Genomic DNA, 24538 nt, shown 5'->3' on the forward strand with positions numbered 1-24538 from the left:
AGCTATTTCAACCTGAATACAGTATCTGCGACTGCCCGTACTGTAGTTTGTTGTCGAATCCCTTTCCTGGTAATTTCAGTATTTTGCTCCCGTTTTCGGCTTCAGATTTTTATATATAGCCACTCCAGAAGCGCATCCATAGCTGCTCTTGCTTCACCCGATTTCGGATGATTCACCGTAAATGCCACTGCATAACGCCTTCTTTTATGGTTTAGCACATACCCGGCAATCGCTGAAACATCTTTCAAAGTACCTGTTTTGATATGTGCTTTTCTGGCGACAGCAGATTTCTTCAGACGTTTTCGAGTCGTACCATCCACTCCGACTACTGCCAGGGAAGCCATGAACTCCGGCATCGTCGGTGCAAAATAAGCTGCATTCAGCAAATCATTCAAGTGACGAGTACTGATACGCTCTTTACGCGATAATCCCGAGCCATTTTCCAGCACCAACTCCGGAAAGCTCATGCTTTTTGACAACAGCCACTGCCGTATTCCGATACGAGCAAGATCTGGCGAAACAAGCCCGTTACCCTTTGATTGAGCTTCCCCCAGCGACAGAAACAATTGTTTTGCTGCTACATTGTTACTAAATTTATTTATGCCACGAATAACTTCAGCCAATGGCGGAGATTGATAAACACTGATCGGACGCAATGTTTCCGGTACCACTCCACGTCGCACCCTGCCACTGAATGTACCGCCCAGCTGTTTCCACAACCCAGTAAACAGTTGATGAATATACGCAGTGCTCTCGTGTAAACTCAGGTAATACACAGTCGGGCCGCAATGAGCCGAATAATCACCTTCAAGTGCTACTGTTACATGTCCTTGTTGCGGAACATCATCACGAATATTCACACGTACTCCACCAGCACCACATTTTTTCTGAGTCAATCTGAGATGGTTTTGTACATTCAGCAATTGGCCATCCGGATCAGCTGTCACTCGAACTCTGCCATACTGTGGTTCGGGAAACAAATGTAACGTCGAAGTACGATAATTCACCAGCAACGCTTCCGGAGCAACGTTATACGTTTTATAGCGTTTACCATCAAAAGCGCCTGGATCCTCTGCCGGGAGATCATAGTAGCTGTAATCCAGCACCAAATCGCCGCTGATGTCCCGCAACCCGGTCTGACGAATCTGGCGCAGTAACAGCCAGAAATTTTCCAGATTGAGACTAGGATCACCATACCCTTTGATAATCAAGTCACCTTGCAATCTGCCATTTTCCAGATTACCGTTTGCATAGATCTCGGTGCGCCATGTATAGGATGGCCCGAGCATTTCCAGCCCGGCATACGTCGTTACGATCTTCATGACAGATGCCGGATTCATTGGGACATCTGCATTGACCGATACCAGCGGCCGGTCAGCGCCAACTTCTCTCACATAAACACCAACGGCCGATTCGGGAATACCTGCCTTTTTCAGCGCCTGTCTAACCGTATCCGGCAGATCAACGGCGTAAGCCGGAAAAATCAACACACCCCACAATAACCACGCTACTTTCAGAAAACTTTTCATGACAACCGGTAAAGCAGTTTAGTTTTGTTGGTGCTTACCGCGACAGATGGAGAACCCATCATTCCAGCCCATCTGATACTGCGTATCGGCAGCATAACGCTTTTTATCCTTGAATCCGTAAGCTGACTGTTTTGCTGTCTCACAGCCGTCCACATACCCCTCCTGAGCTGCTTTGGGATAACCGGCAAGGTTGTAGGCTGGCCGTGTACTGGGAGGCAACGGGCCAGATGGTCTTTGCTGAACGACAGGATCCGGAGCCGGTTGCGCGGGACCAGGCAACGGACGTTTAGCCATCGTACAGCCTGCCAGCAAAGCAACCGTTATCATGACGACATTAACTCGCAGCATTTCTTGCTCCTTTTTCATTTACTCTGTTACCTCTCGCTATATCACTGATTTCAACAGCTTACCCATTTCGGCCGGGTTACGTGTCACACGAATCCCACATGCCTCCATCACCTCGATTTTTTCCTGTGCTGTCCCTTTGCCGCCAGCAATAATTGCACCGGCATGCCCCATCCGTTTACCGGGAGGCGCTGTTACTCCGGCAATGAAACCAACCACCGGCTTCTTCATGTGCTCCTTGACCCAGCGAGCGCATTCTTCTTCATCAGTACCACCAATTTCACCCACCATCAGCACTGCATCTGTCTCACTATCCTCATTGAACAACTTCAGGACATCGATATGTTTGAGGCCATTAATAGGATCACCGCCGATACCGATGCAGGTAGACTGCCCCAATCCCAGCTCACTCAGTTGGGCTACTGCCTCATAAGTCAACGTGCCTGATCTTGAGACCACTCCGATTCTGCCCTGCTGATGGATGGCGCCTGGCATGATACCGATCTTCAATTCACCCGGTGTTATGATCCCCGGGCAATTGGGCCCGATCAACAATGTTTTTTTTCCACGCATACGGGCTCGTGTCCTCAACATATCCCGAACAGGAATACCTTCAGTAATACAAACCACCAGATCCAGTCCTGCTTCCACCGCTTCATCGATTGCTGCAGACGCATAAGCAGGAGGTACATAAATCACTGATACGGTAGCACCTGTCTTCTGCTTTGCCTCTTCCACCGTTGCAAATACCGGAATACTCTCAAGCTCCTCTCCTGCCTTTTTGGGATTGACTCCCGCCACGAAACAATCTCTGCCATAGGCATACTCACGACACTGGCGGGTATGGAACTGTCCGGTTTTACCGGTAATTCCCTGGGTCATGACGCGTGTATGACGATCGATCAGAATTGCCATAATCACACTCCTCCGGTTGCAGCTTCAGCACAATGTCGGGCAGCTGCATCAACCGCTTTTCTGGCAGCATCAGCCATGTTGCCGGCAGAAATGATCGTTAATCCCGAATCTGCCAGAATCTTTTTTCCCAGCTCCACGTTGGTCCCCTCCAGTCGAACAATCAATGGAACAGTCAGTTTCACCTCACGTGCTGCCGATACCACCCCTTCAGCAATCACATCACAACGCATAATCCCGCCAAAAATATTGACCAGTATTGCCTGCAAACCGGGGTTTCTCAGCATCAGCTTGAATGCTTCGGTCACTTTCTCTACGGTTGCTCCCCCTCCCACATCCAGAAAATTAGCTGGATTACCGCCATAGAGTTTAATGATGTCCATGGTGGCCATCGCCAGACCGGCTCCGTTGACCAAGCAGGCAATATCACCATCCAGTGGAATATAAGAAAGCCCATGCTGCGACGCCTCTGCCTCGAGCGGATCATCTTCATCCAGATCCCGCAAGGCAACGATTTCAGGATGACGAAACAGGGCATTGTCATCGAAATTCATTTTGGCATCCAGCGCAATCAGGCGGTTATCCGGCGTGACAATCAGCGGATTGATTTCGAGCAACGAAGCATCATTTTCATCGAATGCCCGATACAGCGCATCCAGCATAGTTATCGCAGCCGACTGACACGATTCAGGCAAATCGATCTCACGCACGATTCTCTCGGCATCCCGAAGATTCAATCCCGCCAGCGGATCGATCTGAATTTTGTGTATTTTTTCCGGCGAGCCGGCTGCAACCTGTTCGATATCCATCCCCCCGGCATCACTTGCAATCAAACTCACACACTGTGAAGTACGGTCTACCACCAGTGCCAGATAATACTCATGGCGGATGTCGACTCCCTGTTCGATATACAGTCGGTGAACGATCCGACCTTGCGGGCCGGTCTGGTGCGTTACCAGCGGAGCAAACAGCATAGCTTCAGCAAACTGCCGGACTTCCGCAATGGATTTTGCCAGTTTCACTCCGCCGCCCTTACCGCGTCCGCCAGCGTAAATCTGTGCTTTGACCACCCATTTATTTCCACCCAGCTTCTCGGCAGCCAATACCGCTTCCTCCACGCTGAAACAGGCAACCCCGGCTGGCACACTCACCCCGTAACGGCTGAGAATCGCTTTAGCCTGGTATTCATGAATTTTCATATTTCATCCTTTTGCGCCTCGACATCAGGCTGTGCCAATACTTTTTTGATATAGCTCTCCACTTGAGCCAGCTCCTGTTCAAAACCTGGCAGCAACTCTACCAGTTTTTCCACATCGCCTTCCTTCGCAGCCATCTCCATTTGTGCGCACCACTCTCCCAAAGCCAGTGCCCCAACCGAACGCGCTGAAGATTTAAGCTTGTGTGCAGCAAACTTTGCTTTATCTGCCTGGCCACCCGTTATTGCACTATGCAATTGCTCGGCAATCTTGCGGGTATCATGGAGAAAATCCTGCAGAAATTCGTTGATAACCGCCTGATCACTCCCGACCAGGGATTTGAGTACATTGATATCCACCACAACTTTTCCAGTCGCGGCAGAAGGTGGCAGAATTCTTTCTTCCTGTTGTTCCGTCTGCTTCGACCTTGGCAACCATTTCTCCAATACCGACTTGAGTTGCTCCAGTTGCACCGGTTTGCTCAGATAATCATCCATTCCCAGTGCACGACATTTTTCCGCTTCACCCTTGAGCGCATTTGCCGTCAGCGCAATGATCGGAATTTGATAATGACCGGTTTTTTCGGAACGAATCGATTGCGTCAACTGGTATCCATCCATTTCCGGCATATGCAGATCAGTCAATATCAGCGCATACTCTCCATTTTTCCAACTCTGCAATGCTTCACGCCCGTTGATGACGATATCTGCAGCAAACCCCAGCAGAGTAAGCTGCTGGTGAATGACTTTCTGGTTGATCTCGTTATCTTCCGCAACCAGGATCAGTCTGCCCTGCTGCAGCGCCTCCTCCCGTGACAAAGGCACTACTTTGCTGACAACTTCCACAGCAGCAGTCTGATCTTCCTCCAGCTTCGCTCGGCCAGCCGCAACCGCTACTGCATGGAGAAAGACTCGGCGATACAGCACATTTCCGTCAAGCGTCACAACGCCTTCCTCTTCCATGCGGCCACGATGACGCCGCCCGCGCCTGACGATCACAAACCGGAGCTGGTCGCCCGCACTCGCATCAGGTCGATCGCCAAATGCAGCACGTAATTCGTCAACAGGAAATTCCCCATCGCTCGCATCCGCCACCAGCAACCACTCACCTGCCGGAAGCTGTCCGATCCGTTCAAGTGTGGCAGACAAACCGGATATACGTTCAACTGCAGCACCAGCATATTTCAGATAGGTTGCAAGCTGGGGACTCAATCCATCTTCACTCCCCATCACTATGCATGACAATCCCGAGAGATCCACTTCATCAGGCTCATCCTGCTGAACTGCCCCTTCCTGAATCATCCTGAATGGAATACGCGCCTTAAACGTTGAACCCTTGCCAGGCTGGCTCTCTACAGTAATATCGCCTTTCATCAGCTCAACCAGCCGGCGACAGATGGTCAAACCCAGGCCGGTTCCGCCAAAGCGTCTGGTAGTGGATGTATCTCCCTGGGAAAAGGGTGTGAACAAGCGTTCACGGGTAGCATCATCCATACCGATACCATTATCAATAACCTGAAACAAGACAGTCACGACATCCCCATTAGCCCTATCTGCCGGTACAGCCTTTACGATGACACACCCTGGTCGTGACATACCACTGGAAAACTTGATGGCATTGTTGATCAGGTTGATCAATATCTGTCGCAAGCGTAATGCATCACCCGCTACATTTTTCGGCAGCGCCGGATCTACAAACAAAATCAGTTCGACCTCCTTGCTGGCAGCCATGTGAGTCAGCGTTCCGCATGCGCGCTCTACCACTTTCTCCAGAGATATGGGCCTCTGTTCAATTTCCAGCCTGCCAGCCTCAATCTTGGAAAAATCAAGAATATCCTCGATAATTTCGAGCAACACAAAAGCAGATTCCCGGATGAGATCGGTCATTTCTTTCTGGTAACTGCTCAAACTGGTCTGGCTCAATACATCGATCATGCCGATCACACCGTTCATCGGCGTACGAATCTCATGGCTCATCGCGGCAAGGAAAGCGGATTTGGCCTGATTGGCCAGTTCCGCATCACGCCGTGCCTGTTCCAGATCCTGCCTGATTTTCACATGTTCGCGCATATCACGCATAATTCCGGTGAAATGCCGCTTATCACCTACGAAATACTCGCTGACCGCAAGATACACCGGCAGAAGCGTTCCATCCTTGTGTACCCCTTCGACTTCGCGCCCCAGCCCGACATGATGCCCGCCCGGCTGTTGCGGACGGCCCACGTATTGCTGACCATATCCGGTATGGCAGTATCGCTGCATATAGTATTCATGCATATCGCGATCCGGTTTCGGTACCAGAACTGCCACATTCTGTCCGATTGCTTCCTCCACGGTATAGCCGAACAGCTTTTCCATGACCGGATTCACAGAGAGCATCACCCCCCGCTCATCAGTCGTCACCACGCAGTCCACCATGTGCTCAACAACCGAGCGGGTTTCCTCTTCCTTGATCGCCAATTCGGCATTGAGCTGTTCCAGTCTGGCGGTACGCTCGGCCACACGCGCCTCCAGATGCCGGTAACTGATATCCAGACGCTCGGTCATCATATTGAAAGCACTGGCCAGCTGTCCGATTTCGTCCCACCCTTCGTCGGGGATGTGATGCTGGAGATTCCCGGCATTAATCGCCTGCGCGCATTCATTGAGGTTTTTGAGAGGCGTCACCACCCGCCGGTTGAACAACAGCGCCCCCAGAATCGCCATCAGAAAAGTCAGGCCAAGCACCACCAGACCCATGACACGCATCTGCATTACTGAAGCAAATGCTTCTTCAGTATCGATCTGCACCACCATCCCCCAATCCACGCGTGGCAAATATCGCCATGCTGCAATCACCGGGTTACCGTGGAAATCAGTGACCACTCCTCCGCCGTGTTCACCACTCAAACTGTTTCTGATCGCCAGTGAAAACTGCGGCTCGTCCAGCGATATAGTGCGTTTCAGGGCAGCATCAGGATCTTCCCGCAAGGGTGCCATCACCCGGGCCAAATGCTTGTTTTCCATGTAGGTAACAACCGTCTCGCCACTTTCACCCAATCCCACATTGTTGGTCAGCACATCGAATATATGCTCGCTGTAGATCTGCAGTGCCAGTACCCCGTGGAAATTTCCCTCGATCATGATGGGTACGGCTACAAATGCAGCGATCGCACCATGCGATGGCGGATAGTATTCAAAGCTGGACAAGCTGCTCTGATGCGTCTCCTTTGTCTGGCGAAATACCTGGCCCAGCCCGCTATCCTGGTAGGGACCCGTCAGCAGACTGGTAGCAAAATCAGATTCATGACTGACAGAAAAAACAATCCAGCCGTCTGGGGATATCAGGAACAGGTCGTAGTAACCCGTACCTTCAAGGTAGCGTTCGTAATGCGCCTGGTGACGTGCATCCAGCGCACGGTAAGTTTCAGAATCGACACCAAACTGGCTGAATATCTGTGAAAATTCATCTATTGCCTGGCGAGTCGTATCACTTGTCTGGATGAAAGTTGCATCCAGTATCCGCTCGCGCAGATAGGAATCAATCTGCTCGACCTTTTTGTCAGCAATCGATGAAACCTGCTGAATGGCCGATTTGCGGATTTCACCCTCAAAAATATGCAGCAAGCCATAGCCAACCAGTGCAATCGGCAATAACGCCACCAGCGTAAACCAGATGGCAAACCGCTGAGTAAGTGATGTGAGGATCATTACTCCAGCAAACAGTCGGAACACTGTTTCAGAGTACGCCTGGCGTAATAGGCAAAGGCGCTCGCACTGCGCGACATACGCAAAATCCAGTCATGCGCTTCCCGCGCGAGTACCGGCTCGATCGGCTGAATCCTGCCGGCTGCACTTGCGAGTAACTGCATGCGTGCAGTACGTTCAAATGCAAGCGCAATCAGACAGGCTTCCTCAATGCTGCTGCAGGCGACCAGCAGCCCGTGATGAGCCAGCAACAGCGCACGTTTATTACCCAGTGCACCTGCTATCAGCTCACCTTCTTCATTACCCACCGGTACCCCCGGCCAGTTAGGCAAAAAAGCCACATCGTCATACAACACACAATTATCCATATGCGAAATAACGAGCGGCTCTTCCAGCATGCTGAGCGCTGCTGTATGCAGTGCATGGGTATGGATAATACAGCGCACATCGGAGCGCGCCCGATAAACCCAGGAATGAAAGCGATTTGCAGGGTTGGGCATGCCATCCCCTTCCAGCACCTGTAAATCCTCATCGACCAGCAACAAATTCCCTGCGCTGATTTCATCGAACCCGAATCCCAGCCGTTGCGTCAGGAATGTACCCGACGTTTCCCCACGCGCGGTAATCTGCCCGGCCAGACCGGAATCATGGCCGTTATCGAACAGGATGCGACAGGTCAAAGCCACTTTCTGACGGATCGAATAAACCGCACCAGGCAGTTTACTTTCCATTTGAGCAAATTCGCGTTCCATCAACTGCTGCTTGTCGAGATCAAACGTTTCACCGCTCATAGATCAGAATCTCCCTGTTTTTCATGAAAAACTTTTAACTGTCGTGGTCGACAGTTTTCCGTATTTTTCCTGTCGCTGCAAGCAATGTATGACAGAAATCGAAGTAATTCAGGTCACGGTCAGCAGTCAGTGGTGCTCTGTAAGGAATGGCGAAGTCGCGGGTATCGATATGTCCGGTAGTGAGTACTAAACATGGAAGGATAGTTGACTGAAACTGCTCGTGCGCAGGTGCAACAATTTATCCCACGGCCTCTTCAATAAGCTTATCCATGATATTTTCCAGACCGAGGGTTACCACATCTTCATTTGTGCACCCCGCAACGTGCATTGTAAATCACGCCGTTACAGGCATTGTACTCACGCAGCAGTGCACAGGCAGCATCTCGCAGCAAGCCGGTCGTAACCGTAATACCGCGCGCTTCCAGTCCACCCATCCAGTTTTCCGGCCGAGGGCCTTCATCGAAACCTATTGCCTCGACGTCATCACTGCGTGCGGCACAGACCAGACTGCGTACCCCGGACCAGATCACCGCACCAAAGCACATCACGCAGGGCTCGGCGCTGGTCACCAGTTCGCAGGCAGGCAGACCATCGGCACTCAGATCATGGGTATCCAGTTTTGCCTGCGCCAGCGATAACGCGAGGATCTCTGCATGGGCGGCGGAACAGCGGCCCGGCACCACCCGGTTGGTGCCGGCTGCGATCAGCAGACCGCTGTCGCGTTCAAACACTGCGGCGGCAAAGGGCCCACCATCCGCAGCAATGTTGGCACGCACCAGTTCAAGTACATAACCCATGCGCGCTTCCGGTGCAGCCAGTACGCGCGGCTCGTTATTCGCCTGTACAAGGAAGGGAGGCAATCCGATGTGCAATGCGTCATTCATAAAGTAACTCTACACTACTGTTAACCCGAACGGGTAATGGCTGATCTGGTTTGGCCACTTGGTTTCCACCTGAGACAAAGTCGTTTTGTCTCCAGTATTCAACACAAGCTTCACAATCGACAGGCAGGACGATCGAGCTAAAGTCAGCCCGCCAGCAGCCGATAAAATCTGAAAATTTATAAGGGATTTTTCAGTCATGCTGGTAGCTATCGGATATGTTGTCGTAATCGTTTCGGTGTTTGGCGGATTTGCCATGGCGGGTGGCCATCTGGGTTCGCTTTTTCAGCCGGTCGAACTGATCATGATTGCGGGAGCCGCAGTGGGTGCTTTTTTTGTCGGCAACTCCGGCAAGGCAATCAAGGCCACTTTCAAAGCACTCCCTTATATTTTCAGGGATGCGAACTATACCAAGTCCGTTTATATGGAATTGATGACGCTGCTTTATGAAATCCTCGGCAAAATCCGCAAGGAAGGGCTGATGTCGATTGAAGCAGATGTGGATGATCCCGGTAAAAGTCCGTTGTTCGGAAAATACCCCAAAATCCTGTCAGATCATCATGCCACCGAATTCATCACCGATTATTTACGGCTGATGGTGGGCGGCAATCTCAATCCGCTGGAAATCGAGAATCTGATGGATGGTGAAATCGAAACGCATCATCAGGAAGGTGAGGTGCCCGTACATGTCATCAGCAAGATGGGGGATGCACTCCCGGCTTTCGGAATCGTGGCAGCGGTGATGGGCGTGGTGCATACCATGGAATCAGTAGGAATTCCACCAGCCGAGTTGGGTAAACTGATTGCTGCGGCACTGGTTGGAACATTTCTGGGTATTTTGCTTGCCTACGGTTTTATCGGCCCACTGGCAAATCGGCTGGAACAGCGATTGCATGAATCCGGCAAATTGCTGGAGTGCGTCAAGGTTACCCTGCTGGCTAATCTCAATGGCTATGCACCTGCGCTGGCAGTCGAATTCGGCAGAAAAGTACTGTTCTCTACCGAGCGACCTTCTTTCGCCGAGCTCGAAAAACACATCAAACAAAGCAAGGCTAAATGATGCCGCTTACTCCTAGTGTATTTTCTGACGAGGTCGTAAATGGCTGAGGATATTTCACAAAAACCCATCATCATCAAACGCATCAAGAAGATAGCGGGACAGCATCATGGCGGCGCCTGGAAAATTGCCTATGCTGACTTCGTAACAGCCATGATGGCTTTCTTTCTGTTGATGTGGCTGCTGGGCTCAACGACACAGGGTGATAAGGAAGGTATTGCCGAATATTTCAAGACACCGCTGAAAGTCGCATTGCTTGGAGGAGATGGCAGCGGCGACAGCACCAGCGTGGTGAAAGGTGGCGGAGATGATATCAGCAAAAAAATCGGCCAGATGAAGCGATCGGATTTCGATGATCTGAAACGATCCATCGACATGGATGCGCTGCAGGCACTTCAGGATCGCTTCGAGCTCGAACAACTGGAAAAACTCAAAGCCAGAATTGAAGATACAATCAACAGCAATCCGGCACTCAACAAATTCAAGAGCCAGTTACTGCTCGACATTACTTCGGAAGGTCTGCGTATCCAGATCGTCGATGAAAAGAACCGCCCCATGTTTTCCATGGGCAGAGCGGAACTCCAGTCTTACACCAAAATGATCCTGCATGAAATCGGCAAGATGCTGAATGATGTCGGCAATAAAATCAGCCTTTCCGGGCATACTGATGCCACTCCTTATCCCACTGGTGAAAAAAGTTACAGCAACTGGGAGTTGTCGGCAGATCGTGCCAATGCTTCCCGGCGTGAACTGATTGCCGGCGGAATGAGTCCGGAAAAGATGTTGCGCGTGGTCGGGTTGTCTTCCGCAGTGATGTTCGATAAAGCGGATCCATTCAGCCCCTTCAACCGCCGGATCAGCATCATTGTCATGAACAAGAAAGCCGAGGATGCCATTACCCGTGAAAGTCTGGGTGAAGTGGATATCCACAGTAAAGAAGAAGTCGATTCCCAGATCATCCAGTAAACGCAATGCTGTATTCCACTGAAACTTGCCAGCATAGCTCTTCGGAATCGCTGCTGAAAAAAACACTGGTGGTACTGCTAGGCAGCATTCTGGCCACGTACCTGCTGGGAACGACTCTGCCGTGGCCGATCACACTGTTACATGCGGTCTGGTTGCAGGGGTTGATTGCTGCACTGGCAAGTTACTACCTGCTTCACATGCCGGTCTGGTGGGCAGCCATCCATTTGCTTTTTTTTCCGGCGTTGCTATCGGCGACCCTGGTACTCAATTTACCTGCTTACTGGTATCTGGCTGGTTTTATCACGCTGCTGGTTTTCGGCAGAATACATCGCACCCGGGTACCACTTTTTCTGTCCAGCGGAGAAGCGGTTGACGCACTGGCCAGGCTATTGCCGCAGGATCGCCAGTTCAAACTGATCGATCTGGGTTCAGGTTGTGGCGGGCTGGTATGCAAACTGGCACGGATGTTACCCCATGGCAGTTACCACGGGATTGAAACTGCCGTACTGCCCTGCTGGATCAGTAAGCTGAGAGCCTTGTTGTCCAGACAGGATTGCCAGTTTAAATGGGAAAGTATCTGGCAACATGATCTGTCCGGATACGATGTGGTTTATGCTTACCTTTCTCCTGTACCAATGCCCCGGTTATGGGAGAAAGCACGCCGCGAAATGCGCCCCGGCAGTCTTTTTATCAGTAATACCTTTACAGTTCCGGGTATCAAACCTGACCGGTGTATCCGGCTGGATGATTTCAGTAGTACTGTGCTTTATATCTGGCGAATAGCTTGATGCAACACAGCATCACTCTCGCCGCCAGGTCGTTCCTTGCGGACTATCTTCCAGAATGATGCCAGCTTCCGCCAGTTGCTGGCGCAGTGTGTCTGCCTGCGCAAAATTCCTTTCTTTGCGTGCCTGCAAACGCTGCTGGATCATATTCTCAATCTCTTCCACGGAATACTGGCCATCCTGCAGATGAGCAGGGTATTGCAGATATTGCTGCGGTGGTTGCTGTAACAGGCCCAGTACTCCGCCCAAAGCCTTGAGCAAGCTGGCGTAATGCGAATCACCCGTCCGGTTTGCTTCGCTTGCCAGATCGAACAGCACGGCAACCGCTTCCGGAGTATTGAAATCATCATTCATTGCTGACATGAAACGTCGGGCATAAACATTATTTTCCCAGTCGATCACAGCAGTGGCTACCTCAGAATCCTGGGATGGTGCATGATTCTTCAACACGGTGTAAAGGCGTTCCAACGCACTTCTGGCATCGTTGAGGTGGGCATCCGAATAGTTGAGCGGGCTGCGATAGTGCGCACGTACAATGAAAAAACGAACCACTTCAGGCTGGTAGCGAGTCAGCACTTCTCGCACAGTGAAAAAATTACCCAGTGATTTGGACATTTTTTCATTGTCCACCCGCACAAAACCATTGTGCATCCAGTAATTCACATGGGAATGACCATGTACACCTTCACTCTGGGCAATTTCATTTTCGTGATGCGGGAATTGCAGATCCTGCCCACCTCCATGGATGTCAAACTGATCGCCCAGATAATGTTCGCTCATGGCTGAACATTCGATATGCCAGCCCGGACGCCCCTTGCCCCACGGTGAATCCCAACTGGGTTCATCGGGTTTAGCGGCTTTCCATAACACAAAATCCAGTGGATCTCGCTTATTGGTATCGATTTCCACACGCTCACCAGCACGCAGATCATCGAGTGATTTCCCGGAAAGCTTGCCATAACCAGGAAAACGCCGTACATCGTAAAACACATCTCCGTTACTGGCCACGTAGGCCAGCTCCCTGTTCAACAGAGATTCGATCATAGCAATCATGCTGTCGACATACTCGGTTGCACGCGGCTCGAAAGAAGGGCTGATTACGCCAAGGGCCATTGCATCTTCTTCCATTGCCTGAATGTAACGGGCAGTCAGCGCGCTGAAAGGTTCATGATTTTCCAGTGCCCGGCGGATGATCTTGTCATCGACATCAGTAATATTGCGTACATAAATTACCTTGTAACCGAGTGTTTGCAACCAGCGAACAACGCTGTCAAACACGACGAGTACACGAGCATGCCCCAGGTGACAATAATCATAGACAGTCATGCCACACACATACATTCTGACTTCACCGGGCGTAAGAGGGATAAATTCACGCCTGGAACGGGTAAGCGTATCGTAAATTTTAAGCATCGGAAGAATGTACGAAAGAGAAGGTTGGATTGTAGAGGTGTTTATTTTGTTGGTAAAATCAGGGGCTTGTCCTTCAATAACAACCCGCCCCGAGAAAAACAAGGGCAAAACCGTGTGAGTATAACATAATGAAAACCTTCCCCTTTGAGCGACAGACTGCCCGCCCGATGAAATCGATCACCTCCACCGGTCTTTTCTTTATTCTGTGTCTGATGATATCGGCAACCTCGGCTTTTGCGGCCAATCCAAAGGTCGAAATCAAAACCAATCTCGGTGCAATACAGGTGGAACTGTATCCCGATCAGTCGCCTAAAACAGTCGAAAATTTTCTGAATTACGTCAAGGATGACTACTATACCGGCACGATTTTTCATCGTGTCATTGCCGGTTTCATGGTTCAGGGGGGAGGATTCGATCAGAATTACACCCAGAAACCGACCCGGCAGCCAGTTGAAAATGAAGCTGCCAACGGGCTTAAGAACACCATTGGTACCATTGCGATGGCACGCACCCAAGATCCGCATTCTGCTTCATCACAATTTTTTATCAATGTTGCAAACAATCACTTTCTTGACTATACCGCCCCCACCCTGCAAGGATATGGCTACACTGTCTTTGGCAAAGTCACCAGCGGCATGGATGTGGTCAATAACATTGCCAGTTCACCAACCGGCTCAAACGGGCCTTTTAACAGGGATGTCCCTCGGAAAATGATCATCATCGAAAGTATCAAACTGCTCCCGGCTGCAGTCAGCCCCGAAAATCCATAAACCCAGGAAAAAACCAGAATGGTCAAAATACATACTAATCATGGCGTCATTACTTTGGAACTCGACAATGACAAAACACCAATCACTGTCGAAAATTTTTTGCGTTATGTCGATAGCGGACATTACGAAAATACTCTGTTTCACCGCGTGATCGACGGTTTCATGATTCAAGGTGGCGGTTATGCACCGGGAATGAAAGAGAAATCGACTCTGGCACCCATTCAGAATGAGGCTGCACTGGGTTCCGGTAATGAAGCCTATACCATCGCCATGGCACGTACTTCCGATGTACATTCTGCCACGGCACAATTTTTCATCAACGTTGCCAACAACCATTTTTTGAATCACACCAACATGACGCCACAGGGTTTTGGCTATTGTGTGTTCGGCAGAGTTGTCGAAGGCAAGGAAGTGATCGATGCGATCAAAAAAGTAAAAACCGGTCGTCATGCCGGACATCAGGATGTTCCGCTGGAAGATGTCATCATTCAGAAAGCAGAGAGAGTGTGAGTCAGGGCTCTGATAAATATCCTGTCTGGCGTAAGAAACGGTAGTCTGGTTTGTTTTTATAGATAAGGATTTCGTTGAAATATGAAGGATATCGATCAAATTCTGGAAACTGCCCGGGAACGGGCAGAGGATATGGGAGTACCCTACAAAGGCGCACTGCTACCGTCTGAAGCACATGCTGTCCTACAAGCCCTACCGAAAACCAGAATCGTGGATGTTCGGTGTCGTGCCGAACTGGATTGGGTAGGACGTGTTCCCAAAGCAATCGAAGTGGAGTTGCTGACTTACCCGGGAATGCAATCCAATTCCGGCTTTCTGGATCAGCTCACCAGTCAGATTGCAGATGATGCGGTGCTACTGTTCATCTGCCGCAGTGGTGGTCGATCCAGTCAGGCGGCGGCCCTTATGAGTCAGAATGGTTTTACTGACTGCTACAACATTCTGGAAGGTTTTGAAGGCGATAAGGATGAAAGCGGTCATCGCGGACAACAATCCGGCTGGAAAGCTGCCGGATTACCATGGATTCAGAGCTGATCAGTCGACAGACCAGTCAACCAGACCGGAATAAGCGGTAAGCAATACGATCAGACCAAAACCGATCCGGTACCAGGCAAACAGGGTGAAATCGTGATGACTGATATAGCGTATGAACCCGCGTATCGCTATCAGCGCACTGATAAAAGCAGCAACAGACCCCGTTGCAAACATCCCCAGATCATCGATATACAAAAATTCCCGGTGTTTGTAGACATCGTAAAAAGTTGCAGCAAACATAACCGGAATTGCCAGAAAAAAAGAAAATTCTGCCGCTGCCTTGCGTGACAGACCAAAAAGCAGCCCACCGATAATCGTCGCACCCGACCGGGAAGTGCCGGGGATCAGCGCCAAGCATTGTGCACAACCCACCTGCAGTGCCTGTTTCCAGCTCATATCGTCCACTGTTTCAGCCTCTATCCTGTGTTCCCGTCGCTCTGCCCACAGGATCAGAATTCCGCCGGTGACCAATGCAATGGCAACCGGCATCGGGTGAAACAGATAGTGTTTTATCGTTTTGATAAACAGCAAACCTAATATTGCTGCCGGTAAAAAAGCAATAAACAGGTTTATTACGAAACGGTTCGCCTGCCGGGTACCCAGATTTCGAATGATGTTTACCAGGCGCTCCCGATATTCCCAGCAAACGGCGAGAATCGCACCCAGTTGTATAGCCACAGTAAAAACTTTGGCCTTGTCATCATTGAAATTGAGTAAATCTCCAGCCAGTATCAAGTGACCGGTAGATGAAATTGGTAAAAACTCGGTCAATCCTTCGACAATACCAAGCAGCAGCGCTTTGAGGAGAATCAGCCAATCCATCGTTGTCTAGTGAACAGGGTTCAAGCAAATGAAACTGTGGAAAATGATCATTGTTTGCTGTAAAGCTCCCCACCCTTCTCAATGAATTCATTTGCTTTCCTGGCCATACCTTCCTGTAACGCTACAGTCTCGGAGATTCCCTGTTGCGCAGCATAGTCACGCACATCCTGGGTAATTTTCATCGAACAGAAATTAGGCCCGCACATCGAGCAGAAATGGGCGAGTTTGGCACCTTCCTGCGGCAATGTTTCATCGTGAAATTCCCTGGCTTTGTCAGGATCGAGGCTCAGATTGAACTGATCATTCCAACGAAACTCGAAGCGCGCCTTGGAGAGCGCGTTATCCCGAACTTGCGCACCAGGATGGCCTTTGGCCAGATCGGCGGCATGTGCGGCGATTTTATAGGTAATGATTCCATCCTTGACATCATCCTTGTCCGGCAAACCAAGATGCTCTTTAGGCGTGACGTAACACAGCATGGCCGTGCCATACCAGCCAATCATGGCAGCACCGATTGCCGAGGTAATGTGGTCGTAACCGGGAGCAATATCGGTCGTGAGCGGCCCCAAGGTATAAAAAGGTGCCTCGTGACAATATTTGAGCTGCAAATCCATATTTTCCCGGATCAGGTGCATAGGCACATGGCCGGGCCCTTCAATCATCACCTGCACATCATGCTTCCAGGCAATCTCGGTTAATTCACCCAATGTTTTCAGCTCGGCAAACTGTGCTTCATCGTTAGCGTCGTAAATCGAACCGGGGCGTAATCCGTCACCCAGAGAAAAGCTGACATCATAGGCCTTCATGATTTCGCAGATATCTTCAAAATGTGTATACAGGAAGCTTTCCTGATGGTGCGCCAGGCACCATTTAGCCATGATGGAACCTCCACGCGAAACGATACCGGTCATCCGCTTGGCTGTCATCGGAATGAAAGGCAGGCGCACTCCGGCATGAATCGTAAAGTAATCCACTCCCTGTTCTGCCTGCTCGATCAATGTATCGCGAAAAATTTCCCAAGTCAGCTCTTCCGCTTTGCCATCCACTTTTTCCAGTGCCTGATAAATGGGCACGGTTCCAATCGGAACCGGACTGTTGCGAATAATCCACTCACGTGTCTCATGAATATTTTTTCCGGTGGACAGATCCATGACCGTATCTCCTCCCCAGCGGATCGCCCAGGTCATTTTCTCCACCTCATCCTGAATGCTGGAACCCAGTGCGGAATTACCGATATTGGCGTTGATCTTGACCAGAAAATTGCGACCGATGATCATTGGCTCCGTTTCCGGGTGATTGATGTTGGCGGGAATGATGGCACGTCCGCATGCTACTTCATCACGAACGAATTCTGGCGTGATCCACTCCTGAATTATTGCACCGAAACTCTGTCCGGGATGCTGCCGGTTCAACAACTCATTACTTGCCAGATCAGCAACACGCTCTCTGCGCTGATTTTCCCGGAGTGCGATAAATTCCATCTCCGGCGTGATGATGCCGCGTCTGGCATAGTGCATCTGGGTGACATTGGCGCCATTCCTAGCATGCCGAACCGGACGCATCAGATTGAAGCGCATCTTCGTCAGAGCGGGATCCTGCAGCCTTTTCAGACTGTAACTCGAGGACAGTCCGGTGAGAATTTCGGTATCCCCGCGTTCATCAATCCATTTTTCGCGCAAAGGAGGCAAGCCATGGCGTATATCTATGCGAGTGTCAGGATCAGTATAGGGGCCGGAAGTATCATAGACATAGATTGGCGGGTTTTTTTCTGCTCCCCGTCCGGTAGCAGTGTCAGATTGGGTGATTTCGCGCATTGGCACCTGGATATCGGCACGCGAACCCTGAATATAAATCTTGCGTGAATTGGGCAATGGCTGTACTGCTGCCGTATCTACCCGGGCATTGTCATTGGTGAATTTTTCCAGCTTAGAAACGGGCGTTTTCATGCTATGCTCCTCAAAGTGCCGCAAGGAGCAGGAGAGTGACTCCTGGCTTCCCTCCGGCGGCGTTATCCGCATCAGGTATTAAGGGACTCTCTCACCGGCATTTGCAGAAAACTGCAAATGCGGACCCCTAGCCACAGCTGCCAAGCTAAAGTAAATATGGAATAATTGCAAGCCCGATTCTTTCATCGATAACAGAGTTATAAGATTTATGGTGAACCTCGAACAAACCCGCTTCAACATGGTAGAACAACAGATCAGAACCTGGAATGTACTGAATCAGGACATTCTCGATTTGCTGTATCAGGTCAAACGTGAAGAATTCGTACCTGCCGCTTATCGTTTCATGGCATTCGTGGATATGGAGATCCCGCTGGAGCATGGTGCCGTTATGTTAACACCCAAAATGGAAGCACGGATTCTGCAGGAACTGCATATCAGAAAAACTGACAAAATCCTTGAGGTTGGCACCGGAACAGGCTACATGACTGCATTGCTGTCCAAACTCGGGACTCATGTCTTCAGTGTGGAAATCGTGCCCGAGCTTCATACCATGGCGCACATCAATCTGCAGACGCACGACATTACCAATGTCACCCTTGAACTGGGAGATGCCGCTCGTGGATGGCCCGGTCACGGACCTTATGACGTCATCGTTCTGACTGCCTCCACCCCCGTTTTACCAGAGGCATTTCAGCAAAATCTGGCACCGGGAGGTCGATTGTTTGCCATCATTGGTGAAGAACCCGTCATGGAAGCGACGCTGATAACCTGTACCTCGCCCGGTAATTACAGTTCGACATGCCTGTTCGAGACTTGTACCGCACCCTTCAGAAATGCGCTTCAGCGTGAGAGCTTTCACTTTTGAAATCTCATCTGTTAATTGCTTGATTACCCCGGTGACGGCCATCAAGTCACAAAAATACGAAGATGATGAAAAGTTTGCGAGGTTTTGCTTTTCTGTTATGCCTGTGCCTGTATTTTTGTGAACAGTTACAGGCAGCCGATCTGATACAAATTTACCGCGAGGCACTGGAAGAGGATGCGCAATACGGTTCAGCCCGGGCAGCCTATATAGCTGCACAGGAACGGTTGCCTCAGGGAAGAGCAGGTCTGCTGCCCGATCTCCGTGTGACGGGTACTGCCCAGAACCAGTATATTGATACCAGCGGAGCACCGACCAGGGAGATCAAAAACCGGGGATTTACTGTAGCGCTCACCCAGCCAATCATTCGTTTCGAGAATTTCATCATTTACCAGCAATCAAAAAACGAAGTGGCTCAGGCTGATGCACAATTTGTCATTGCTGCTCAGGATTTGATTTTACGAGTTGCACAAGCTTATTTCGATGTACTCAAGGCAAAAGTTGATCTTGAAGTCGTCGAATCCCAGAAAAAAGCGATTCATGAACAACTGGAACAGGCCAGACGGAACTTTGAGGTGGGTGTCTCCACCATCGTCGATACCCACGAAGCCGAAGCACGTTATGATTTGACCTTATCCCAGGAAATTGCTGCCAGAAACAAACTGGAAATCAGTCAGCGCGCGCTGCAGGTTCTTATCAATCGACTACCTAGTGATCTGCAGGATGCCAGCCTGGACAGGATTATTGCCGATCCGCTTACTCTACCTCATGACGGGATGGACGAATGGGTCCAGCTGGCGGAAGAAAGAAACTTCCAGTTAAAAGTACAGCGTATCGCTTACGAGATTTCCGAACAGACCATCGATCGTGCCAGAGCAGGTCACTATCCAACGCTTGATCTGGTTGCACAATATAACGATCAGAGCGGTGTCGGCGGTACTTTTACCGGGCGAGGGATCGATCTCGTCAGTAAATCGGTAGGATTGCAACTGACCGTTCCTATTTTTCAGGGATTATCGGTGCAGTCCCGTGTCAGGGAATCTTTGGCCAACCGGGATAAAGCGCGCAAGGATCTGGAAAACGTGCAGCGTACAATCGCATTGCAGGTTCGCCAGAATTATCTCAATGTGACCAATGGTATCGCTCAGATCAAGGCATTGAAACAGGCTTTGACATCCAGCCGCAGCCAGCTGGACTCAACCATGCTAGGTCAGGAGGTCGGCGTCCGCATGGAAATAGATGTACTCAACGCGCAACAGCAGTATTTTTCGGCACGCAGAGATCTTGCCCAAGCCTATTATGATTACCTGATGGCCCGACTTCGGCTGAAAGCTGAAGTCGGTGACTTGGATGAGGATGATCTGCTGGAAATCAATGCGCTACTCTGATTTTTCCTCTTTCATTCGAGAAAGACTGGAAACACTGAATCATTTTTCATCATAGCAGCGATATACTGCAAAAATTACTTGTCGATGTGCTCACCTGACCGTTTATGCAGCGTCTTTGTCCGCTGTGACGGTTGCTGGCAGGCCATGCGATAAACACGCAATGTTTTTTGTGCATACCCTAAAACCGTATCCTGCGGATAATTGATAATTTCCTGCAAATCGGTGCCGGCACTGATACCTGCGGGTAAACCTGACAGCAATTCCAGACCTTCGCGCATATGACTGATCGCGTAAATGTGGAATACGCCTTTGGATACAGCATCGACCACCTCATCATCCAGCATGAGGTGGCGACAATTGCGGTCCGGAATCAGCACCCCTTGTGTACCATCAAGCCCAGCTGTTGCACAAACCCTGAAAAAACCTTCAATTTTTTCGTTAATGCCCCCTATCGGAAGCATTTCACCATATTGATTGATTGCCCCAGTAACAGCGATACCCTGCCGAAACGGTAACCCCGACAACGCTGACAGCAACGCATACAACTCTGCACAGGAAGCGGAATCACCCTCTACCCCGTAATATTCCTGCTCAAATACAATGGAAGCATTGAATGCAAGTGGTGCATTATGATGAAACAGAGCGGACAGAAAACTCTGCAGAATGAACACGCCCTTGTCGTGGATCGGACCGGACATACCGACTTCACGCTCGATATTGAGCAAACCATCTTCTCCTGCAAAGGTATGTGCTGTGATACGACTTGGGATGCCAAAACTGTGATCGCCCATTTCGATCAGACTCAAACCATTGATCTGTCCGATTCTTTCATCATGCACAGTAATCACCACATCCCCGTCGGCAATGGCTTCCTGCGCACACTGATCCGGATAATTGTGCCGCAGTATTCGCGCCCGCCGGGCTGTTGTAACATCCCTGGCCTCAACAACGAGATTCCCACGCGTTTTGCACTGCCGGGCACTTTCCACAACCAGCATTTCTGTATGGCTGAAGTTTGCACTTAATCGCTTCTGATCTTCAGCAGCTCTATGACAGGTTCTCAGCACAGAAGCCACCGCTTCCCGCGAAAAATGCGGCAGGCACGATTGCTGGCAGATATGAGCGATGAAAACGGACAGAGCACGATAAGCTTGTATGCTGGCTGTAAACGCAGCCGCAAAATCGACTTTCACCCGAAATCGCCGTGCCAGCTCCGGGTTTTCTTCCTGTATTGCATAATACTGCTCGCGCGAGCCGATCAGAACGATCCTGACATCAACTTTTACAGCTTCCGGTTCGATTGGCACGACAGGTGCTGACACATTGACAGCCCAGGGTTCTTCGATTTGCAACAGGTGATTACGCAGCAAGCGACAAAATTTTTCCCACAAGAAAGCATCGACCAGCAGATCATCCAGATGTAACATCAGGAAACCACCATGTGCTCTCAACAAACTGCCTGCACGGATACGAGTAAAATCTGTAACCAGCACTCCTTCAACAGACTGATACCCGATGCTGCCAATCAGTGATTTGAATGAGGGATTCTCGTCGATTACGACCGGTGCGCTGAGTAAATCCCGGTTATCCACTACCACATTGATTCGGTAGCGCTCAAATAGTTGTTTCAGATCTTCCGGGTTCTTTTCTTCGCTGAGATCAGTCAACTGGAATAGATCCAGATTTTCGAGAATGTCGTGTTTGATGTTATCCAGGTGATTTTTCAATCGAGCATGATCAGAAAAGGATTGATCCAATCCTTCCAGCACGACATTCAATACCTGACCCAGCAGCGGCTCGATCCAACCCCAGCACAATGCGGCAAGCTCCTTATCCCGGCTTTGCTCCAGAACACGAATCTTTTGAAGATAAGATGCAATTTCGCTGCGCAGCACTTGCTCATCCTGATCGAGAGCAGCTCTCCGATCTTTCGGCAATGCCAGGATTTCTTCTTCGGTCAGCGGTTTTCCGGATTCATCCAGAAGTGTAAACACCAGGCGCCCTGACTCACGCCGTAGTGCGAAACACAATGATTCCGCAAAAGTATTGAGTTCTTCAAAATAGCGGGTTTCTTCCAGTTTGAAACGCTTTTCGATATGACTCGTTTCTACCTTGAAATCATCCCCACTCAGGCGCTCCGGTATTTCCTGCAGTAAATGGCTCACGGATTGGGCAAGCTGCTGCCGCAACCAACTGCCCTTACCTGCCGGTAAATGCAATGCCAGTGGCCGTTCCGGAACATCAAAGTTATACATGTAGCATAAATCACGCGGTGCTGGCTTGCGGGCAGCCACTTCTGCCATTGCTTGCCGCAACAGGGAAGATCTGCCACTGCCGGTTTCACCCAGTACAAACAGGTTATAGTCCGGGTGTTCCATTTCCAGACCAAAATAAGTTGCCTGCCTGGCACGTTCCTGGCCTATCCAGTCAAGTGGCTGATCGATCAGAGCAGATGTATCCGGAAACTCCAGAGAATCAGGATCGATCGTTAAACCGAGCGCACATGGCTCCAGTCTGGTTATAGGCATGTTTTGGATTACCGGTATTGAAAGAAATTTGGAAAATCAGGTGGATCAGACCGTGTTGCCGGCAGGGCGGCCAGAAAATGGATAGCAGCTGTTGGAAGCCAACAAAATAGAGAACAAGCGTGCAGATATCAGAAATGACCCAAAACTGTTAAAAAATGTTTGTATGGGAGAACAGTATCCGTAACGCTTCTAATCGGAATTGGAAAAACTCCCTGTTTCCGGAGCAGCAAATCTCCTCGTTTTTTGACGTGGAAGAAATTTGCTGCTCCGGCCAGGTTTGGATACAGGCGAACTATGCTAAAACAGGGTTGGTAGCATAGTACTGATGTGCAGCAGATGATGCCGTACCTCTATTAACTTTCACGCCCATATCGATCAGCACATGTTCCAGTGCATCCAGGCAAAATACAACGTTTTCGAGTTTGCTGGAATTACCCATCAACCCGAAACGCCAGATTTTCCCTGCAAAATCACCCAATCCGGCACCAATTTCAAGATTGTAGCTATCCAGGAGCCTGCGGCGTACTTCTTTTTCATCCACACCTGCCGGAACATACACAGAATTCAGTTGCGGCAGGCGATACGGTTCAGCCACGACATATTCAATTCCCAGTGTTTTCAGCCCGGCTTTCAGCGCTTCGTGATTGCGACGATGTCTTGCCCAAGAACGTTCCAGTCCTTCTTCATACAATATCACCAGCGATTCATGCAACCCATACAGAGAGTTGGTGGGTGCCGTATGATGATACGTACGGGAAGCTCCCCAATAACCAAGCAGTAAACTGATATCCATGAACCAGCTGTGTACTTTTTCAGTGCGATTCCTGACCAGATCCACCACTCTCTCTGAGAAACTGACCGGAGATAATCCAGGTGGGCAGGATAAACACTTCTGGCTGCCGGAATAAATGGCATCGATATCCCATGCATCCATATACACAGGCGTTCCGCCCAGTGATGTAACCGTATCCATAATCGTGAGACAATCATGCTTTCTTGCAATCTGAGCAATTGTGCGTGCATCTGACTGAACACCTGTGGATGTTTCAGCATGTACGAATGCGACAATTTTGGCGTCCGGATTCTTTTTCAGCATGTCTTCCACTTTTTGCGGGTCGACCGGATCGCCCCATTTATCCTCCACCACCAGTGGAATCCCGCCACAGCGCTCAACATTTTCAATCATCCTCCCGCCAAAGACGCCATTTCTGCACACGACAACCTTGTCTCCGGGCACGATCATATTGACGAAACACATTTCCATACCGACCGAACCCGGCCCTGAAACCGGGAAAGTCATTAAATTGGTCGTCTGGAATACATATCGCAACAACCCTTTCAACTCTTCCATCATCTCGGTGAAAACCGGGTCAAGGTGGCCCAGCGTTGGCCGTGCCATGGCAGATAGCACTCGCGGGTGGGTATCAGAAGGTCCCGGCCCCATTAAGGTGCGCTGGGGTGGATAGAATGTGGTTATTTTTTTTTCGGGACGAAAGCTTTCTGTGGTCATTATGATTCCTAATAAATGTGAATGAAAAAATATTATCCTTTGGTCCTCTGGAATCCGGTATCCGTCTTTGTATTGTTATTACCGATTTGTACCAGCAACCAGAATCA

The 24538-nt window shown here is 50.1% G+C and carries 20 protein-coding genes and 1 riboswitch; of the genes, 8 read left to right on the forward strand and 12 right to left on the reverse strand.

The annotated features are described in order from the left end of the window. Window positions 1–101: 101 nt before the first annotated feature. The 7 genes from dacB to B5D58_RS00460 all read right to left on the reverse strand — a co-directional run bounded on the left by dacB (window position 102) and on the right by B5D58_RS00460 (window position 9343). Window positions 102–1529, reverse strand: a complete 1428-nt coding sequence (gene dacB, locus B5D58_RS00430; protein ID WP_011110705.1) for a D-alanyl-D-alanine carboxypeptidase/D-alanyl-D-alanine endopeptidase — start codon at window positions 1527–1529, stop codon at window positions 102–104. Window positions 1530–1547: 18 nt separating this feature from the next. Continuing rightward, on the reverse strand, window positions 1548–1877 hold the full coding sequence (locus tag B5D58_RS00435) for a P-loop NTPase family protein (RefSeq protein ID WP_041356259.1): 330 nt from the start codon (window positions 1875–1877) through the stop codon (window positions 1548–1550). Between the two features lie 36 nt (window positions 1878–1913). Next, complete coding sequence (gene sucD, locus B5D58_RS00440) at window positions 1914–2789, reverse strand: succinate--CoA ligase subunit alpha (protein ID WP_011110703.1); 876 nt, start codon at window positions 2787–2789, stop codon at window positions 1914–1916. A 2-nt stretch (window positions 2790–2791) separates the two neighbouring features. Further along, window positions 2792–3985: an ADP-forming succinate--CoA ligase subunit beta gene (gene sucC / locus B5D58_RS00445; RefSeq protein ID WP_011110702.1), complete on the reverse strand. Its 1194-nt coding sequence runs from the start codon at window positions 3983–3985 to the stop codon at window positions 2792–2794. Beyond that, window positions 3982–7671 (reverse strand): ATP-binding protein, encoded by a 3690-nt coding sequence (locus tag B5D58_RS00450; RefSeq protein ID WP_011110701.1) that lies wholly within the window; start codon window positions 7669–7671, stop codon window positions 3982–3984. The genes sucC and B5D58_RS00450 overlap by 4 nt, the downstream gene beginning before the upstream one ends. Further along, complete coding sequence (locus B5D58_RS00455; RefSeq protein WP_011110700.1) at window positions 7671–8459, reverse strand: aldolase; 789 nt, start codon at window positions 8457–8459, stop codon at window positions 7671–7673. The genes B5D58_RS00450 and B5D58_RS00455 overlap by 1 nt, the downstream gene beginning before the upstream one ends. Window positions 8460–8761: 302 nt before the next feature. Next, window positions 8762–9343, reverse strand: coding sequence for a guanine deaminase (locus B5D58_RS00460; protein ID WP_011110699.1), 582 nt, complete (start codon window positions 9341–9343; stop codon window positions 8762–8764). 196 nt (window positions 9344–9539) lie between these two features. Here B5D58_RS00460 and motA point away from each other — a divergent pair, with 196 nt between their 5' ends. Genes motA through B5D58_RS00475 form a run of 3 tightly spaced genes read left to right on the forward strand, consistent with a single transcriptional unit; the run spans window position 9540 to window position 12151 of the window. Next, window positions 9540–10400 (forward strand): flagellar motor stator protein MotA, encoded by an 861-nt coding sequence (motA, locus tag B5D58_RS00465; RefSeq protein WP_011110698.1) that lies wholly within the window; start codon window positions 9540–9542, stop codon window positions 10398–10400. Window positions 10401–10439: 39 nt separating this feature from the next. Beyond that, window positions 10440–11363 (forward strand): flagellar motor protein MotB, encoded by a 924-nt coding sequence (gene motB, locus B5D58_RS00470; protein WP_011110697.1) that lies wholly within the window; start codon window positions 10440–10442, stop codon window positions 11361–11363. Window positions 11364–11368: 5 nt separating this feature from the next. Further along, complete coding sequence (locus B5D58_RS00475) at window positions 11369–12151, forward strand: class I SAM-dependent methyltransferase (RefSeq protein WP_011110696.1); 783 nt, start codon at window positions 11369–11371, stop codon at window positions 12149–12151. A gap of 12 nt (window positions 12152–12163) precedes the next feature. Here B5D58_RS00475 and cysS read toward each other — a convergent pair whose 3' ends face one another. Beyond that, the gene (gene cysS / locus B5D58_RS00480) at window positions 12164–13561 is read right to left on the reverse strand and encodes a cysteine--tRNA ligase (protein ID WP_011110695.1); all 1398 of its coding nucleotides are present in this window, start codon (window positions 13559–13561) and stop codon (window positions 12164–12166) included. Between the two features lie 128 nt (window positions 13562–13689). On the opposite strand from cysS, the gene B5D58_RS00485 reads away from it, so the two are divergent. The 3 genes from B5D58_RS00485 to B5D58_RS00495 all read left to right on the forward strand — a co-directional run bounded on the left by B5D58_RS00485 (window position 13690) and on the right by B5D58_RS00495 (window position 15375). Further along, entirely contained in the window at window positions 13690–14331 is a 642-nt protein-coding gene (locus B5D58_RS00485) for a peptidylprolyl isomerase (RefSeq protein WP_011110694.1), read from the forward strand. A gap of 18 nt (window positions 14332–14349) precedes the next feature. Next, window positions 14350–14841, forward strand: coding sequence for a peptidylprolyl isomerase (locus tag B5D58_RS00490; RefSeq protein WP_011110693.1), 492 nt, complete (start codon window positions 14350–14352; stop codon window positions 14839–14841). Window positions 14842–14922: 81 nt separating this feature from the next. Further along, window positions 14923–15375, forward strand: coding sequence for a rhodanese-like domain-containing protein (locus tag B5D58_RS00495; RefSeq protein WP_011110692.1), 453 nt, complete (start codon window positions 14923–14925; stop codon window positions 15373–15375). On the opposite strand, the gene B5D58_RS00500 is transcribed toward B5D58_RS00495, so the two are convergent. Both B5D58_RS00500 and thiC read right to left on the reverse strand, forming a co-directional pair. Beyond that, a complete protein-coding gene (locus B5D58_RS00500; protein ID WP_011110691.1) occupies window positions 15376–16197 on the reverse strand; it encodes an undecaprenyl-diphosphate phosphatase in 822 nt (273 codons plus the stop codon). A gap of 47 nt (window positions 16198–16244) precedes the next feature. After that, window positions 16245–18143 carry a phosphomethylpyrimidine synthase ThiC gene (thiC, locus tag B5D58_RS00505; RefSeq protein WP_011110690.1) on the reverse strand — a complete coding sequence of 633 codons (1899 nt, stop codon included), beginning with the start codon at window positions 18141–18143 and terminating at the stop codon, window positions 16245–16247. A gap of 31 nt (window positions 18144–18174) precedes the next feature. Then, window positions 18175–18282, reverse strand: a riboswitch (TPP riboswitch). Window positions 18283–18351: 69 nt separating this feature from the next. On the opposite strand from thiC, the gene B5D58_RS00510 reads away from it, so the two are divergent. Continuing rightward, complete coding sequence (locus tag B5D58_RS00510; RefSeq protein ID WP_011110689.1) at window positions 18352–19008, forward strand: protein-L-isoaspartate O-methyltransferase family protein; 657 nt, start codon at window positions 18352–18354, stop codon at window positions 19006–19008. A gap of 62 nt (window positions 19009–19070) precedes the next feature. Further along, window positions 19071–20393: a TolC family outer membrane protein gene (locus B5D58_RS00515; RefSeq protein WP_011110688.1), complete on the forward strand. Its 1323-nt coding sequence runs from the start codon at window positions 19071–19073 to the stop codon at window positions 20391–20393. Window positions 20394–20467: 74 nt separating this feature from the next. On the opposite strand, the gene B5D58_RS00520 is transcribed toward B5D58_RS00515, so the two are convergent. Together B5D58_RS00520 and B5D58_RS00525 are read right to left on the reverse strand one after the other, a co-directional pair. Continuing rightward, on the reverse strand, window positions 20468–22921 hold the full coding sequence (locus tag B5D58_RS00520; RefSeq protein WP_011110687.1) for a Lon protease family protein: 2454 nt from the start codon (window positions 22919–22921) through the stop codon (window positions 20468–20470). A gap of 292 nt (window positions 22922–23213) precedes the next feature. Then, a complete protein-coding gene (locus B5D58_RS00525; RefSeq protein ID WP_011110686.1) occupies window positions 23214–24431 on the reverse strand; it encodes a pyridoxal-phosphate-dependent aminotransferase family protein in 1218 nt (405 codons plus the stop codon). Between the last annotated feature and the right edge of the window lie 107 nt (window positions 24432–24538).

The sequence above is a fragment of the Nitrosomonas europaea genome (genome assembly GCF_900167395.1).
GTDB lineage: Bacteria > Pseudomonadota > Gammaproteobacteria > Burkholderiales > Nitrosomonadaceae > Nitrosomonas > Nitrosomonas europaea.